At 73.8% G+C, this 14,975-nt stretch carries 14 protein-coding genes; 9 read left to right on the plus strand and 5 right to left on the minus strand.

Features of this window, described 5'->3' with window-relative positions; translation table 11 throughout:
* The first annotated feature begins 420 nt into the window (after positions 1–420).
* The gene (locus ABGB17_RS01235; protein WP_347625792.1) at positions 421–3,957 is read left to right on the plus strand and encodes an NACHT domain-containing protein; all 3,537 of its coding nucleotides are present in this window, start codon (positions 421–423) and stop codon (positions 3,955–3,957) included.
* On the opposite strand, the gene ABGB17_RS01240 is transcribed toward ABGB17_RS01235, so the two are convergent.
* On the minus strand, positions 3,929–4,336 hold the full coding sequence (locus ABGB17_RS01240; RefSeq protein WP_347625793.1) for a MerR family transcriptional regulator: 408 nt from the start codon (positions 4,334–4,336) through the stop codon (positions 3,929–3,931). The two genes, ABGB17_RS01235 and ABGB17_RS01240, sit on opposite strands and share 29 nt — an antisense overlap.
* 90 nt (positions 4,337–4,426) lie before the next feature.
* On the opposite strand from ABGB17_RS01240, the gene ABGB17_RS01245 reads away from it, so the two are divergent.
* Entirely contained in the window at positions 4,427–4,825 is a 399-nt protein-coding gene (locus tag ABGB17_RS01245; RefSeq protein WP_347625794.1) for a hypothetical protein, read from the plus strand.
* Between the two features lie 6 nt (positions 4,826–4,831).
* Here ABGB17_RS01245 and ABGB17_RS01250 read toward each other — a convergent pair whose 3' ends face one another.
* Entirely contained in the window at positions 4,832–5,236 is a 405-nt protein-coding gene (locus ABGB17_RS01250) for a nuclear transport factor 2 family protein (protein WP_347625795.1), read from the minus strand.
* Between the two features lie 96 nt (positions 5,237–5,332).
* Between ABGB17_RS01250 and ABGB17_RS01255 the strand changes: the two genes are divergently transcribed.
* From ABGB17_RS01255 to ABGB17_RS01265, 3 genes are all read left to right on the plus strand, one after another.
* On the plus strand, positions 5,333–5,878 hold the full coding sequence (locus ABGB17_RS01255; RefSeq protein ID WP_347625796.1) for a helix-turn-helix domain-containing protein: 546 nt from the start codon (positions 5,333–5,335) through the stop codon (positions 5,876–5,878).
* 20 nt (positions 5,879–5,898) lie between these two features.
* Positions 5,899–6,810, plus strand: a complete 912-nt coding sequence (locus ABGB17_RS01260) for a carbohydrate kinase family protein (RefSeq protein ID WP_347625797.1) — start codon at positions 5,899–5,901, stop codon at positions 6,808–6,810.
* Positions 6,811–6,889: 79 nt separating this feature from the next.
* The gene (locus ABGB17_RS01265; RefSeq protein WP_347625798.1) at positions 6,890–7,876 is read left to right on the plus strand and encodes an NAD-dependent epimerase/dehydratase family protein; all 987 of its coding nucleotides are present in this window, start codon (positions 6,890–6,892) and stop codon (positions 7,874–7,876) included.
* Between the two features lie 11 nt (positions 7,877–7,887).
* Here the strand turns inward: ABGB17_RS01265 and ABGB17_RS01270 are convergent, their stop codons facing one another.
* Positions 7,888–9,426 (minus strand): hypothetical protein, encoded by a 1,539-nt coding sequence (locus ABGB17_RS01270; protein ID WP_347625799.1) that lies wholly within the window; start codon positions 9,424–9,426, stop codon positions 7,888–7,890.
* Positions 9,427–9,538: 112 nt separating this feature from the next.
* Between ABGB17_RS01270 and ABGB17_RS01275 the strand changes: the two genes are divergently transcribed.
* The 4 genes from ABGB17_RS01275 to ABGB17_RS01290 all read left to right on the plus strand — a co-directional run bounded on the left by ABGB17_RS01275 (position 9,539) and on the right by ABGB17_RS01290 (position 12,798).
* The gene (locus ABGB17_RS01275) at positions 9,539–10,195 is read left to right on the plus strand and encodes a glycosyltransferase family 2 protein (RefSeq protein WP_347625800.1); all 657 of its coding nucleotides are present in this window, start codon (positions 9,539–9,541) and stop codon (positions 10,193–10,195) included.
* The gene (locus ABGB17_RS01280; protein ID WP_347625801.1) at positions 10,192–10,878 is read left to right on the plus strand and encodes a TIGR04282 family arsenosugar biosynthesis glycosyltransferase; all 687 of its coding nucleotides are present in this window, start codon (positions 10,192–10,194) and stop codon (positions 10,876–10,878) included. The genes ABGB17_RS01275 and ABGB17_RS01280 overlap by 4 nt, the downstream gene beginning before the upstream one ends.
* A gap of 85 nt (positions 10,879–10,963) precedes the next feature.
* The gene (locus ABGB17_RS01285; RefSeq protein ID WP_347625802.1) at positions 10,964–12,268 is read left to right on the plus strand and encodes a molybdopterin-dependent oxidoreductase; all 1,305 of its coding nucleotides are present in this window, start codon (positions 10,964–10,966) and stop codon (positions 12,266–12,268) included.
* Complete coding sequence (locus ABGB17_RS01290; protein WP_347625803.1) at positions 12,265–12,798, plus strand: hypothetical protein; 534 nt, start codon at positions 12,265–12,267, stop codon at positions 12,796–12,798. The genes ABGB17_RS01285 and ABGB17_RS01290 overlap by 4 nt, the downstream gene beginning before the upstream one ends.
* A 4-nt stretch (positions 12,799–12,802) precedes the next feature.
* On the opposite strand, the gene ABGB17_RS01295 is transcribed toward ABGB17_RS01290, so the two are convergent.
* Together ABGB17_RS01295 and ABGB17_RS01300 are read right to left on the minus strand one after the other, a co-directional pair.
* Entirely contained in the window at positions 12,803–13,462 is a 660-nt protein-coding gene (locus tag ABGB17_RS01295; RefSeq protein WP_347625804.1) for a TrkA family potassium uptake protein, read from the minus strand.
* Complete coding sequence (locus ABGB17_RS01300) at positions 13,455–14,807, minus strand: potassium transporter TrkG (protein ID WP_347625805.1); 1,353 nt, start codon at positions 14,805–14,807, stop codon at positions 13,455–13,457. The genes ABGB17_RS01295 and ABGB17_RS01300 overlap by 8 nt, the downstream gene beginning before the upstream one ends.
* Positions 14,808–14,975 lie beyond the last annotated feature (168 nt).

The following is a 14,975-nucleotide window of genomic DNA, read 5'->3' on the forward strand; positions in this document are numbered from 1 at the left end:
TCTGCCGCCACCTGCTCGCGTCGGACTCGCGTACGAAGGCGTCCGGTAGACGGCGTAGCGTGTCCCCGACCAGAATCGGAGTGGTGACCGCGCCCCCGGCCCATTTTCGCCGCGGAGCGTATCCCGCCGGAGCCCGGGGATGCCCTTTCGGTCTGCCCCGGGGTGTGCCCGGCTGTGACGACATCGTGCGGTGCTCCTTAGCGGGGTCTCCCTGTCAACTCCAGGTCGCCGGCGGCAGTACGGCGTAGAGGAAAAGTCCTGGAGGTGTGCGAGCGGCGACCGGGGGCGGGCAAGTGATACCGGGGTGAGACCTGAGGTAAATCCCGGTCGATTAGGATCCCGGGCATGCCCGGGGAAAAGCGGCGTAAATTCCGTAATGCGATAATTCTCCTATTTGGTGCGGCTTTCATTGGATTAGCCGTGTGGCTGTTCAACGGGGACGTTGCCTCGAAGGACTCCCGGGTCGGCCTCATCAGCCTGCTCGTCGGCCTCGCCGCGCTGGCCATGTCCGTCGCCGACTACCTCCGCGGAGGTGAGCGGGAGCTCGGGCCCGCCGAACTGGCCGACGACCTGGCGGCGACCGTGCGGGCCCAGTGGCTGGACGAGGCGCGGGGGCGCGGGCTGCGCGACAGCGGCGTGCTGCCGCTGGCCTGGGCGGCGACCGCACGGGAGGTGGGGGACGCGGCGCGGCCCGAGGCGGGGCGGGTCGTGCGGCTGCGGCTGGACGGGCGGTTGGAGGCCGGGTTCACGGCGGCCACCCGGCAACTCGCGGAGGAGTACGGCCGGGTGCCCAGCGGGCGTCTGATCGTCCTCGGCGAGCCGGGGGCGGGCAAGAGCGTGCTGGCGATGCTGCTCGTCCTCGGGCTGCTGGAGGCCTGCGGGCCGGGCGACCCGCTGCCCGTGCTGCTCCCCGCCGCTTCCTGGGACCCGGTCGCCGAGACGATGGACGAGTGGATCGTGCAGTCGCTGGCCGTCTCCTACTACAACGGCCGTCCCGACATCCCTCGCCTTCTCGCCGGTCACGGGCTGCTCCTGCCGGTTCTCGACGGCCTGGACGAGATCCCCGAGTCGGTCCGGCGCAGCGCCGTCCGGGGCATCGCCCGTGCCATAGGAAAGGAACGGCCGGTCGTGGTGACGTGCCGGTCCGCCGAGTACGAGGACGTCATCCAGGGAGGCGTGCCCGCCCTGCGCCGGGCCCCCGTGGTCGAGGTCGCCCCGGTGCCCGTGGACGACGTCGTCGCCTACCTCACCGAGATCGACTGGCCCCCGGGCACCGACTGGGCGCCGGTCCGCGCCCGGCTGCGGGAGGAGCCGGACGGCCCGCTCGCCACCGCCCTGTCCACCCCGCTGATGATCTCCCTGGCCCGCCGCTCCTACCAGCGTCTCGGCGGTGACCCGGCCGAACTCCTCGACCGGGGGCGCTTCGACTCCCGGCACGCCGTCGAGGACCGGCTGGTGGACGGCGCCGTCGACGCGGCGTACGCCCCCGAGGGCCCCGGCAGGCCCGGCCCCTACGACCCCGCCAAGGCCCGCCGCTGGCTGATCTTCCTGGCCCGCTACCTCCACCGCAACCGCGAACGCGACCTGGCCTGGTGGCTGCTCAGCCAGCGGCTGCTGTCCCCGTGGGTCGCCCCCGGCGTCGGCCTGGCCTGCGGGCTCGGTCTCGTGATCGCCCTCATGCCCGCCGTCCTGCGAACCGATGGGGACGAGGGCGACACCACCGGTGTCACGATCGCGGTCGGGCTCGGCGTCGTCTTCGCGGTCCTGGCGGTCGTGGCCTGGTTCATCGGCTCCGGCCGCGCGCCGGGACGCCTGTCCTTCACGGTCGCCGGGACGTGGGGCCGGCTGCGCCGTGGCTTCCGCACCGGGGTGGCGCTGGCCACGATCCTGCTGATCCCCACCATGATCATCATCGCCGGGGTCACTCTGATCGACGTCGAAACGGTCACGGCCGCCACCGTCGAGGACTACTGGACGCAACTGGTGATGGCCGTGGCGCTGGCCCTGGTCACCGGTCTGGCCCTGGCCGCCCACAGTTGGCTGGACGCCCCGCCGTCGCGGTCCGCGCAGGCCGGCCCGCGGGCCTTCATGGATCAGGACCGCCGTTCGTCCCTGGTCGGCGCGGTGGCCGCGGGCGCGGTGACGACCCTCGTCCTGGTCCCCGCCCTGACGCTGGCCACGATCGTCGCGGGCCTCACCGAGGCACTCGGCACCGGCTGGTCGGGCGAACCCCGGCCGGGCGACCTGGCACGGGCGAACGCCACCGGCGACTCGCTCATCGGGGCGCTGACGGTGCCGGTGACGGTCTTCGTCGGCCTCGGGCTGGCGCTGCTGATCCTGCTGACGCGCGCCTGGCCGAGGTTCCTGGTGGCCCGTCTGGTGCTGGCGGCACGCGGCCGGCTGCCCGTGCGGCTGCTCGCCTTCCTCGCGCACGCGAGGGAACAGGAACTGCTGCGGCAGTCGGGCGGCGCGTACCAGTTCCAGCACATCCGCGTGCAGGAATGGCTGGCCAACCAGCCCTCCGGGACGGAACCCCGGGCGTTCACCTGGGAGCGCACGGCGAAATGGCGGCGGCGCGCGTTCGTCGCGGCCCTCGCGGCCGTGGTGCTGGTCGTGTGGAACACGCTCACCGGCGCCCTGCCCCACGACATGTCCCGGGCCACGCTGGTCGCCGGGACCGACACGGCGTTCAGCCTGGACGGCCGCACCCTCGCCACCACCCGGGGGAACAGCGGTACCGTCCTGATCTGGGACTGGGCCGGCCCTGGAGGGCCGAGGCCGAGAAGCACCGTCTCCGCCGGCTCGGTGTACGCCATGAAGCTGAGCCCGGACGGCCGCACGCTCGCGACGGTCAGCGACGACGACGGCAGGCCCCTGCTGGTGGACGAGGAGTACGGCGGGGCGTACGTCATGAGAACCGAATTCGGCATCTGGTTGTGGGACACCGCCACCGGGCGGCTCAGGCACCGGATCCGCCTCCGCGGCAACCCGGTCTTCAGCGGCTCGAAGTCGCTGTTCAGCCCCGACAGCAGGTTCCTCGCCGTGACCGCCGAGGAGTCGCCCGAGGCCGGGCGCGAGGTCACGATGTGGGACGTCCGGACCGGACGGCGCCTCCCGTGGCCGGCCGCCACGCCGACCCGCCGTGTCGCGTCGGTCGCCTTCAGCCCCGACAGCCGCACCCTGGCGGCCGTGAGCGAGATCGGCGGCACCGTCTGGTTGTGGGACACCGGCACCGGCCGGCCGCGCCGCCGGCTCGACGTGAAGGGTGTCCCGGTCCATGCGGTCGCCTGGCTGAGGTTCAGCCCGGACAGCCGTACCCTGGCCACCGTCGGCGGTCCGTGGAACGAGACGACCACCTGGCTGTGGGACACCGCGACGGGAGAGCCGCGGCTCCGGCTCGCCGTCGCGTCCGGGCGGCCGTACCAGGTGTCGGTGCTGGAGTTCAGCGCCGACAGCCGGGCCCTCGCCATGATCGCCGACCCGGAGGATCGGGTGTGGGACCTGACGACGGGACGGGGACGGCGTCTGCTTCCCCTCGACGGGGAGATCGTCTACGAGATCCACACGGTGATGTTCGCCGCCGGTGGGAAGACACTCGTCACCGCCAACGGCGTCGACGGTCTCCTCCGGTGGGACACCCGGACCGGCGCCGTGGCCGGCCGGTTCGAGGACACCGCCGTTCCCATCGGGTCCTCGGGGGAGGGGTTCGTCCTGCGGCTCGGCCCGGACAGCCGCACCCTGGCCACCGCCTCCGGCGCCGCGTACAACCAGGACGGCTACCAGGACGGCGAGAACCTGGACGCACACCTGTGGGACGTCGCCGACGGCACGCTGAAACGGCGGCTCACCGGCCACACGGGCGATGTGAAGGATGTGGTGTTCAGCGCGGACGGCCGGTCCGTCGCCACCCTCGGCGCGGACGGCACGATCAAGATCTGGGACGTCGCCGTTCGCTGAGTTCCGGTTCCCGCTCGGGGACCAGCCGGCAGTGGCCGGAGCGGCAGTCGTCCAGGGCCGCCGCGGTGTCCTCGCGGGCGCGGGTGAGGGCGGCGATCCGCGCGTCGATGCGGTCGAGCACGGTCTCCAGGCGCCGGCGTTCGCTGTCGCAGGTGGCGGTGCCGGTGTCGTGGGCGCGCAGGGCGTCGGCGGCCTCCTCCAGGGTGAAGCCCAGGTCCTGCAGGGTCTTGGCCATGAGGATCCTCGCCACGGCGGACGGCGGGAAGGCGCGGTAGCCCGACGGCTTGCGCGGGGCGGCGGGGAGCACACCGCGGCGTTCGTAGAAGCGGACCGTGTCGACGCTGACGCCGGCCTCCCGGGCGACCTGTCCGATCCGCAACCCACTCACCCCTTGACTCTGGACCTAGGTCCAGACTCTAGGGTTCCGGTCATGACGTCACAAGACCTCACGACACCGAGGAGACCCGCCGTGGACGTACCCCCGTCTTCCACCCCCGTCGTCTGCGACATGACCGGCGCCCCGGACACCGTGGAGGAACGCCTCGCCGAGTACCGGCGGCTGTTCGCCCAGGCCCTGATCGGGCGGGAGCGGACCGCCGAGGGGATCCGGTTCCGCCTGCGGGCCGAGCCGGGCGTGGAGGAGTGGGTGCGCGACCTGGCCGCGCGGGAGAAGGCGTGCTGCGGGTTCTACGCCTTCGAGGTGCGGGCCGGGGAGGGCCAGGTGATCTGGGACTGCGCGGTGATCGACGACGACACCGCCCGCGCCCTCCTGGAGGAGTTCTTCCTGCTGCCCGGCACCGTCTCCCGCGGCGCGGCCGAACTGGTCGGCCGGTTCACCGCGCGAGGACTCGGCATCGTCACCGGCTGACGGGCCTCACCCGGCACCCAGGGGGGCGCGCCGGGCGATAACCCTCCGGTGGCTGATCCGCCATCCCTGCGCGCCGCGCGACACCGTGTCCTCGTAGGTGACGCTGCCGCAGGTGCCGTCCGCCATGACGCCGATCCCCTTGGACAGCACCCGCGCACGGTCCTCGCCGGCCTCGGTCACGACGACGTTGGTCACGTGATGCCCGACCGGGTTGCGCTCGCCCGTCGTCAGCGCGACCTCAAGGAGCGTCTCCAGCCCCACGACGGTCCCGCCCCCGAGGTCGGTCACGTCGTAGGTCACGTCCTCGGTGAACAGCTCGTGCATACGCCCGAGCTCCCCGGCGTCGACCAGGTGGCCGTGCATCACGACCAGCTCGGTGACGGCCGCGCGATCCTCGGCGGTGAATGGCATGGCGGTCCTCTCGTCGCCGGAAACGGGGAACTCCCCGTTTATGGGTACTACCGTAAGCGGGGAGTTCCCCGTTCGACAACCCTCGGAGCCGGCGAGATGGCACGCAGAGCCGACGCGACCCGCAACGCGGCGCTGCTGCTCGCCGCGGCCAGGGAGCTGTTCGACGAGCACGGCCCAGAGGTCCCCCTGGACGACATCGCCCGCCACGCCGGCGTCGCCAACGCGACCCTCTACCGCCACTTCCCCACCCGCGGCGACCTGCTCGTCGCCGTGTACGCGGAGGAGGTGACCGCCCTGACCGAGCACGGCACGGCGCTGCTGCGCGCCCCGTCACCGGCGGACGCCCTGTTCGAATGGCTGGACGTCTTCGTCACCCACGTCACCACCAAACGCCCCCTGGCCCTGGCCGCCACCGAAGGCACCCAGCGCGCCGAATTGTTCACCCGCTGGCACGAGTCGATGAGATCAGCCGCCCGCGCCCTGCTCCGCCGCGCCCAGGACCAGGGCACCGTCCGTCCCGGCATCACGGCCGACGACCTGCTGTCCCTCGCGAACGCCGCCGCCGTCACCGCCAGGGACGTCCCCCACGCCCGCCACCTGCTCCGCCTGCTGCGGCATGGGTGCGAGGAGGCACGACCGTAGTGGAGAAGAGGGAGGCCCCGATGGAGGTGGCAGCCGGTCCGGGCGGCGCCGTCTACGACGTGGTGGTGGTCGGCGGGGCCGGTGTGGACACCACCGTGTACGTGCCCGGCCTGCCTCTCCCGTACGCCGACACCTACACCGTCCCGCCCGCCGTCGACCGCATCGGCAACACCGGCAGCGGGGTCGTCCTCGGCTGCCACGCCCTGGGCCTGCGCACCATCCTGATCGACCTCGTCGGCGACGACCCCCAGGGTGCCCTCGTCCGGGGCCACCTGACCGCCCGCGGCATCGAGTTCGCCTTCGGGACCGTCCCGGAAGGCACCCGCCGCAGCGTCCTGCTCGTCGCCCCCGACGGCCGCCGCACCTCCCTCTTCGACCCCCGCCACGTCCCCGGCCGCCGCCTGCCGCGTGACCTCTACCTGCCCGCCGTCCGGCGGGCCCGCCACGTCCACCTGTCCATCACCGACTTCTCCCGCCACCTGTTCCCCGACCTGCACGCCCTCGGCGTCCCCACCTCCACCGACCTGCACGACTGGGACGGCGAGAACCCCTACCACCGCGACTTCGCCCGCCACGCCGACATCGTCTTCCTCTCCGCCGCGCGCCTCACCGACCCGCCCGCCACCATGCGCGACATCCTCGCCGGCGGCCGCGCCACCCAGGTGATCTGCACCGCCGGAGCCTCCGGCGCCTACCTCCTCACCCGCACGACCCCCCTCGTCCACCGGCCCGCCGCCGTGCCGAAGTCCCCCGTGGTGGACACCAACGGCGCCGGCGACGCCTTCGCCTCCGCCTACCTCTACGCGCACCTGCACGGCCTGCCCGCGGAACGGGCCCTCCACCTGGCCACGCTCGCCGGCGCCCACGCCTGCACCACCCCCGGCACCCACGAGAACCCCGTGGACGAGCGAACGCTGCTCGCTCAGGAGTGACCCAGGAGGGTCTTACGGTCCGCGAACGGAAGCGCGCCTGCCGGTGCCCCGCGGGAAGGCGCCGCCTACGCTCGGCGGCGTGAAGGTACTGCTCACCGGCTCGGCCGGGTTCATCGGGACTCATGTGGCGAAGGCGCTGGAGGCGGCGGGCCACGAGGTGACCGGCCTCGACACACGCACCGGCGGCGACGTGCGCACCGCCGCGGACCTGGACCGTGTGCTGCCCGGCGTGGACGCCGTGGCGCACCAGGCGGCCAAGGTCGGTTTGGGAGTGGACGTGGCGGACCTCCCGGACTACGCCTCGGTCAACGTGTACGGAACGGCCGTACTGCTGGCCGCGATGGCCCGGCACCGCGTCACCCGGCTGGTGCTGGCGTCGTCGATGGTCGTCTACGGGGAGGGCGCCTACGACTGCCCCCGGCACGGCCGCGTCCGCCCCGGCCCCCGCGCCGCCGAGGACCTGGCGGCGGGCCGCTTCGAGCCCCGCTGCCCGCACTGCGCCGCACCGCTGCGCCCCGCCGAGATCGAGGAGGACGCCCCGCTCGACCCACGCAACGCCTACGCCACCACCAAGCTCGCCCAGGAACACCTCGCCGCCGGCTGGGCACGGGAGACCGGCGGCACCGCCGTGGCGCTGCGCTACCACAACGTCTACGGCCCCGGCATGCCGAGGGACACCCCGTACTCAGGCGTGGCCGCCATCTTCCGGTCGGCACTGGAATCGGGCCGCGCCCCCCGGGTCTTCGAGGACGGCCGCCAGCGCCGCGACTTCATACACGTCCACGACATAGCCGAAGCCAACACCGCCGCCCTGACCGCCGGCCACCCCGGCCACCTGACCCCCTACAACATCGCCACCGGCCGCCCCCGCACAGTAGGAGAGATGGCCGCCACCCTGGCCTCGGCGCACGGCGGCCCACCCCCGGTGACCACAGGCGAGTACCGCCTGGGCGACGTCCGCCACGTCACCGCCTCCCCGGCCCGCGCGGCAAGGGACCTGGGCTTCCGGGCCCGCATGGATTTCACCCAGGGCATGCACGAATTCGCCACCGCCCCCCTCGGCTGACACCGGCCGCGTCACCAGGGGGAGAGCACCAGGCCCTGGAGAAGCAGCCCGGTCACCGCGTGTGCCGCGAGTGCGCGGCGACCCGGCACGAGTGCGGCCGCCGCCGTGACCCACAGGGCGTAGGGCACCCAGATGCGCTCCACCTCGCCGCGCGTCACCCCGCTGACGTCGAGGACCACCACCGCGATCAGCGCCGCGGCCACCGGTAGCGTGACCCCGGAGGCGACGGGGCCGCCGGACCTCGTCCCCGTGCGGCGCGGACCTGGCCGTTCATGGGCCGTCAGGCTCGGGCTGTGGTGGCGCCACGGCCGGCCCCGGCCGCCCCGTAGTTGCGGCGGCGCGTGGCCGCGCCAGGCGCGGCCGAGGCCGGCGGCGGTGGCGGGGCCGGTGAGCAGGGCCAGCACCGCGAGGTTCGCCGCCACGAAGTACAGGTACGGGCGGGCCGCCCCGGGGTCGGCGGCCCACTCGGCGTGGGTGGCCGCCACACCGTCGGGCCACCAGAAGCCCGCGGCGGCGAACGCGGCCGTCACCGCCGCCGCGCCGGCCAGCGCCGCGCACACCGCGGGGAGCGGCGGCCGGACGGCCACGGCCACCACGACGGGGATCAGCAGGTAGGGCACCAGGCCGTAGCTCAGGTACGGCAGCGCGCCGAGCAGCACCCCCGCCGCGCCGCAGGACACCACCCGCGTGACGGGCCGCCGCCCGGTCACCAGCAGCGCGACGCCCCACGCCCCGGCGCCCGCGAAGAACGCGTCCATGCTGGTGGCGATCCACACCGAGGCCGGGGTGAGCGCAAGGTAAGGCAGCGCCCGCCGCGCGGTCTCCTCGCCGGCCAGCCGCCGTACGGTCAGCCCGATCGCCACGGCGGCCGAGCAGCCCACCGCGATCACCAGCAGCGCCGCCCACACCGGCCCCGGCGCGCCGGCCGCCGCGAGGGCCCACACCACCAGGACCGGCAGCGGCGGGTGGCCGCGCACGTGCGTGGGGTACTCCGGCAGCCGCCCGGTGAACGTGGCCAGCCAGCCCAGCGGATCGTCCCCCACCGCGGGCAGCACCGCGAGGTACTCCTGCGGATGCGTGAACGGCGCGGCGAGCGCGTCGCCCGACACCGCCAGCAGCACCGTCCAGCCCAGGGCACACCCGTACGCCACGATCGAGGCCGCGCCGAAGCCGAGCCGCCCGGTCAGCCGGGGCAGCAGCGCGACGGCGAGCGCCCCGAAGGCCGCGGCAGGCAGCAGGCCGACGGTCGGCACCCGGAAGTGCCCGTGCAACGGCGGCAGATGATCGATGGCGAGCATCCCCGCACCGTGCAACACGGCACCCGCCGCGAAACCCGCGACGATCAGCCCCGCCCAGACCCACACCGCCACACGGTCCACGGACCCCCACGGCCACCGCCGCGCCTCCCGGCCCACCGGCGCGGCCTCGCCCGCCGGCGCGGCCCCGCCCACCGGCGGGACGCGACGCGGGGGCCGCGCCGCCGGTCCGCGGCCCGGCGGCGGGGCGCCGGCGGACGGGCCGCGGGACTCGCCGTGGGTGCCGTCCGTCACCGGCCTGATCTTCCTGCCACGGTTAAACAGTAGGGCTGAACTGGGGATACCCGGGGAGGACGTCACCGCTTCGTAAGAGTTCGCGGGGCTTTGCGACCGTAACGTGGGGCGCATGGACATCGACGTCGTGCTGCCATGCTTGAACGAGGCGGACGCGCTCGCGTGGGTTCTGGAGCGTGTGCCGGACGGGTACCGGGCCATCGTGGTGGACAACGGGTCCACGGACGGCTCGGCCGCTGTCGCGGCGCGGCTCGGGGCGACGGTGGTCGGGGAGCCGCGGCGAGGGTTCGGCGCGGCTTGTCATGCGGGGCTGCTGGCGGCTCGTGGGGACGTCGTCTGTTTCATGGACGCCGACGCCAGCCTCGATCCGCGGCAGTTACCCCGGGTGGCGGGGCCGGTGCTCGACGGGCGGGCCGATCTGGTGCTCGGGCGGCGGGTCGTCAAGGAGGCTGGGGCGTGGCCGCCGCACGCGCGGCTCGCCAACGCGGTGCTGGCCCGGCTGATGCGCAGACGCACCGGCGTGCCGTTGCGCGACCTCGGGCCGATGCGGGCCGCTCGTCGCGCGGATCTCCTCGCGCTGGAGCTCCGGGACCGCAGGTTCGGCTACCCGCTGGAGATGGTGCTGCGCGCGGCGGCCGCCGGCTGGGTCGTCGCCGAGACCGAGGTGGACTACCGGGCGCGGGCCGGCAGGTCCAAGGTGACCGGCACCGTGCGCGGCACCGCGCGGGCGATCGGCGACATGCGGCGCGTCATCCGGGAGACGGCGTGACGCAGATCCTCGTCATCGCCAAGGAGCCCGTGCCCGGCCTGGTCAAGACCCGGCTGTGCCCGGCGTACACCCCCGGTCAGGCGGCACGGCTGGCCGCCGCCGCACTGGAGGACACGCTGCACGCGGTTGTGGCCTCCGGCGTGCGGCACCGGGTGCTGGCCCTGCGTGGTCGCCCCGGCCCGTGGCTGCCGGACGGTTTCGACGTGATCCCGCAACGGGGCGACGGGCTGGACCAGCGGCTCGCGGCCGCCTTCACCGACGCCCACCGCCTGCGCCCGGCGCCGGCCGTGCTCATCGGCATGGACACCCCGCAGGTCACCCCGGGCCTGCTGCGTGTGGCCGCCGCCGCCCTCGCCGGGCACGACGCGGTGTTCGGCCCGGCCGCCGACGGCGGCTTCTGGCTGCTCGGCCTGCGCCGCCCCGACCCCGCGCTGCTGCTGGGCGTTCCCATGTCCGTCCCCGGCACCGGGGCCGCCCAGTTGCGGCGGCTGCGAGACGCCGGCCTGACCGTGGCGACGTTGCCTGAGCTGCGCGACGTCGACACCCCCGCCGACGCCGCGGAGGTCGCCGCGCGGGCTCCCGCCTCCCGCTTCGCGGCGGCGCTCCGCGCCATCGACGGCACGTCCCGGCCGTCCGCCGCCGCGCCCGCGCGAGCCCCGGCTGTGAAGGCGGGACCGCGGTGAGCCGGCGGACGGTGCAGGCGAAGGCGTGGACGCCCGGGCGGGAACGGCCGCCGAGGCCGTTCCGCCCCGAGTTCGGGGGGCCGCGGTGAGCCGGTGGGCGGCGCGGGTGGAGGGCTGGGTGCTCGGGCGGGAGCGGCCGCCGGGGCCGTTCCGGCCGGGGTTCTGGCGCAGCCCGCTGCGTGGGCCCTGGCTGACGTCGGTGTTCGGGGTGGTGCTGCTGGCAGGGCTGCCGATCGTGGCGGTGACGGGGCTGCTGTCGTACGCCGCCTACAACCCGCGGCTGCCGGGGAACGACATCACCCCTGAGCACGGGCTGCTGGGGTTCTATCTCTTCGACTGGCCGACGAGCCCGGTGTGGCTGTACCGCGTCACGCAGGGCACGCATGTCGTTCTCGGGCTGACGCTGGTGCCGGTGTTGCTGGCCAAGTTGTGGTCGGTGATCCCCAAGTTGTTCGCGTGGCCGCCCGCCCGGTCGGTGGCGCAACTGCTGGAGCGGGGGAGCTTGCTGCTGCTGGTCGGTGGCGCGGTGTTCCAGTTCGTCACCGGCATACTCAACATCCAGATCTTCTACGTCTTCCCTTTCTCCTTCTACCCGGCGCACCTGTACGGCGCGTGGATCTTCATGGCGGCGCTGGTGACGCACGTGGCGCTGAAGCTGCCCCGGGCGGTCACGGCCCTGCGGTCGCGAAGCTTCCGGCAGGAACTGCGCACCCCTCTGCGGGACACCCGGCCGGAGCCGCCCGACCCCGACGGCCTGGTGCCCGCGGCGCCCGGCTCGCCGACCATGTCCCGCCGCGGGCTGCTGGCGTTCGTCGGCGGTGCCTCGGCGGCTCTGTTCGGCCTGTCCTTCGGGCAGACCCTGGACGGCCCGCTGCGCCGCACCGCCCTGCTCGCACCGCACGGGCGCCACTACGGCCCTGGGCCGAACGACTTCCAGGTCAACAAGACCGCGGCGAGCCTCGGCATCGGACCGGCGCAGACCGGGCCAGGCTGGCGCCTGACCGTGCGCGGCACCCGTGAGGTGCGGCTGTCCCGCGAGGACCTGCTGGCCCTGCCGCTGCACACCTACCGGCTGCCGATCGCCTGCGTGGAGGGCTGGTCGACCGAGCAGGAGTGGACGGGGGTCCGGCTGGCCGACCTGGCCCGGCTGTGCGGCGCGGCCGGCGGCGACGGCGTCCATGTGCGCTCCCTGCAGAAGGGCGGCGCGTTCAGCCACGCTTCGCTGAGCGCCGCGCAGACGGCCGACCCCCGCTCCCTGCTGGCCCTGCGCGTCAACGGCGCCGACCTGTCGCCCGACCACGGCTTCCCCGCCCGGATCATCGTCCCGGGCGCCCCCGGCGTGCACAACACCAAGTGGGTACGCGAACTCGACTACCGGCCCAGCACATGACCGGCCCCAGGCCCGGCTCCGGCCCTGGTGGCGCCCCCACCCACAGCAACGGCCCCGGCGGCTCCGGCGGTCCCGGTCCGCTCCGGCGCGTGGCGGCGCGGTACGGTGCCGCTCCATGGCACGCGGTCCTCATGTGCGCCTGCTTCGCGGTGACCGCCTACGTCCTCAGCCGTGTGGTCGCCGCGGGCATCATCGCGGGGTTCGCGTTGTGGTTCGCCGGCGCGGTGATCCTGCACGACCTGGTGCTGCTGCCCCTCTATTCGCTGGCCGATCGCACGTTGACCGGACGCCTGCCCCGCCGGCCGTCGGTGGTCAACCATGTGCGGGTGCCGGCGGCCCTGTCCGGGCTGCTGCTGCTCGTCTGGTTCCCGCTGGTCCTCGGGGCCTCCAGCCGGGGGTACCGGGAGGCGGCGGCCCTCGGGACCGGTCCCTACCTCGGCCGGTGGATCCTGGTGACGCTCGCGCTGTTCGCGGGGTCGGCGCTGGTCTACGTGCTGCGCCGGGTGTCCGGACGCCCGCCGCGGCACTGAACCGTCAGAGCTCGGAGAAGCGTTCGACCTGTTCGGTGCGGCCGGACACGAGGATGGTGTCGTCGTAGGACAGGACGGTCTCGGCGTCGGCGTAGGTGAACTGCTCCTCCCTGGTCTTGACGGCGACGATGGTGACGCCGTACTTGCGGCGCAGGTTGGTGCGGCCCAGGGGGACGCCGACGTACTCCTTGGGAGGGCGGGTCTTGACCAGGGCGAAGTCGTCGTCCACCTGCATGTAGTCGAGCATTCTGCCGCTGACCAGGTGGGCGACGCGCTCGCCCATGTCGTGTTCGGGGAAGACGACGTGGTGGACGCCCAGGCGGTCCAGGATGCGGCCGTGCTGGCGGCTGATGGCCTTGGCCCAGATGGAGTCGATCTCCAGCTCGACCAGCAGGGAGGCCGTCAGGATGCTCGCCTCCAGGTCGCCGCCGATGCCGACGACGGCACGGGAGAAGTCGGGGACGCCGAGCTGCTGCAGGGCCTCCATGTCGGTGGCGTCGGCGGTGGCGATCTGGGTGATCTGGCCGGCCAGGTGCTGGGTCACCTTGGGGCGATGGTCGATGGCCAGCACCTCGTTGCCGCGGCGGGTCAGTTCCAGCGCCAGGGCGGTGCCGAAGCGGCCGAGGCCGATGACGACGACGGGGTCCTTCGATCTGTCAGCCAACGATCACTCGCTCCTCGGGGAGTTCGTAGCGGCGGCTGCGGTCCTTGAGCGCGAGGGCCGAGCCGAGGGTGAGGGGGCCGAGGCGGCCGATGAACATCAGCACCACCAGCACCACCTGCTCGGGGCTGCCGAGGCCAGGCGTGATGCCGGTGGAGATGCCGACCGTGGCGAAGGCCGAGATGACCTCGAACAGCACCTGGTCCAAGCTGTGCGGGGTGATGACCAGCAGGAGGTAGGTGGACGCGGCGACGATGCCGGCACCGAGCGCCATGATCGCGACCACCTGGCGCTGCGCGCCCTCCGGCAGGCGCCGGTGGCCGATGTTGACCCGCGGCTCGCCGCGCAGCTCGGCCCAGACGATGAAGGCGAACAACCCGAACGTCGTGACCTTGATGCCGCCGGCGGTGCCCGCGCTCCCACCGCCGATGAACATCAGCAGGTCGGTGACGAGCCAGCTCGACGGGTACATCTCGCCGAGGTTCACCACGTTGAACCCGCCGCTGCGCGGCATCACGGCGGTGAAGAACGCCGCCAGCCACTTGCCCGCGGTGTCCAGCGGCCCGAGGGTCCCGTGGTTGTCCCACTCGGTGGCGAGGAACACCGCGGTGCCGAACAGCAGGAGCCCCGCCGTGGTGGCCACGGTGATCCGGGTCAGGATGCTCCACCGCCCGGGCCGCCGCCACGTGCGCATCAGCTCGAACACCACAGGGAACCCGAGGCCGCCGACGATGACGGTGACGGCGACGGTGAGACAGATCCAGGGGTCGGAGACGAAGCGCACGAGGCTGTCCTCCCACAGCGCGAAGCCCCCGTTGTTGAACGCCGACACCGCGTGGAAGGCGCCGAAGTACACCGCCCGGCCGAACGGCTCGCCGTACCCGGTGAGGAACCGGACGGTCAGGATCACCGCGGCGACGGCCTCGCAGGCCAGGCTGAACACCACCACCCGGGCCACGATGCGCCGGATGTCGGCCAGGCTCAGCGTCTTGGTCTCCATCTGCGCCAGCATCCGGGCCCGCACCCCGAGCCGTTTCGACACGAGCAGCGTGAACACGGTGCCGAGCGTCATCACCCCAAGGCCGCCGACCTGCATCAGCAGGGCGATCACCACCTCGCCGAACACCGACCAGTGGGTGGAGGTGTCCACCACCGCGAGCCCGGTGACGCACACCGCCGAGGTCACCGTGAACAGCGCGGTCAGCCACGGCGCGGACTCTCCCGTGGTGGTGGCCATCGGCAGCCGCATCAGCAGCGTCCCGGCCACGATGGCGAGCCCGAACCCCGCGACGACGACCTGCGCGGGGTGGTGGAACCGGTCGAGCAGGATCGATCCGAACCTGCTCACGGGCGTCCCTCACCGGCCGGGCGGGACAGGAGGGCGCCGCGGGGCGAGCGCGGCGGCACGGCGGCGGGCCGGGGGGCGGCGATGCCGGGGGCGATCACGCCTATGACCGTAGACGACGGGGGCGGCCGGCGGGTGCCATTGCCGGACCTTCCACTAGACGGACTTAAC

The sequence above is a fragment of the Sphaerisporangium sp. B11E5 genome (assembly GCF_039871875.1).
Taxonomy (GTDB): domain Bacteria; phylum Actinomycetota; class Actinomycetes; order Streptosporangiales; family Streptosporangiaceae; genus Sphaerisporangium.

Excerpts from the sequence above, each read along its gene's own strand:
- ABGB17_RS01250 (WP_347625795.1), bottom strand. The coding sequence starts at position 5,236 with ATGCCATTCACCGCCGAGGATCGCGCGGCCGTCACCGAGCTGGTCGTG.
- ABGB17_RS01255 (WP_347625796.1), top strand. The coding sequence starts at position 5,333 with ATGGCACGCAGAGCCGACGCGACCCGCAACGCGGCGCTGCTGCTCGCC.
- ABGB17_RS01260 (WP_347625797.1), top strand. The coding sequence starts at position 5,899 with ATGGAGGTGGCAGCCGGTCCGGGCGGCGCCGTCTACGACGTGGTGGTG.
- ABGB17_RS01275 (WP_347625800.1), top strand. The coding sequence starts at position 9,539 with ATGGACATCGACGTCGTGCTGCCATGCTTGAACGAGGCGGACGCGCTC.
- ABGB17_RS01290 (WP_347625803.1), top strand. The coding sequence starts at position 12,265 with ATGACCGGCCCCAGGCCCGGCTCCGGCCCTGGTGGCGCCCCCACCCAC.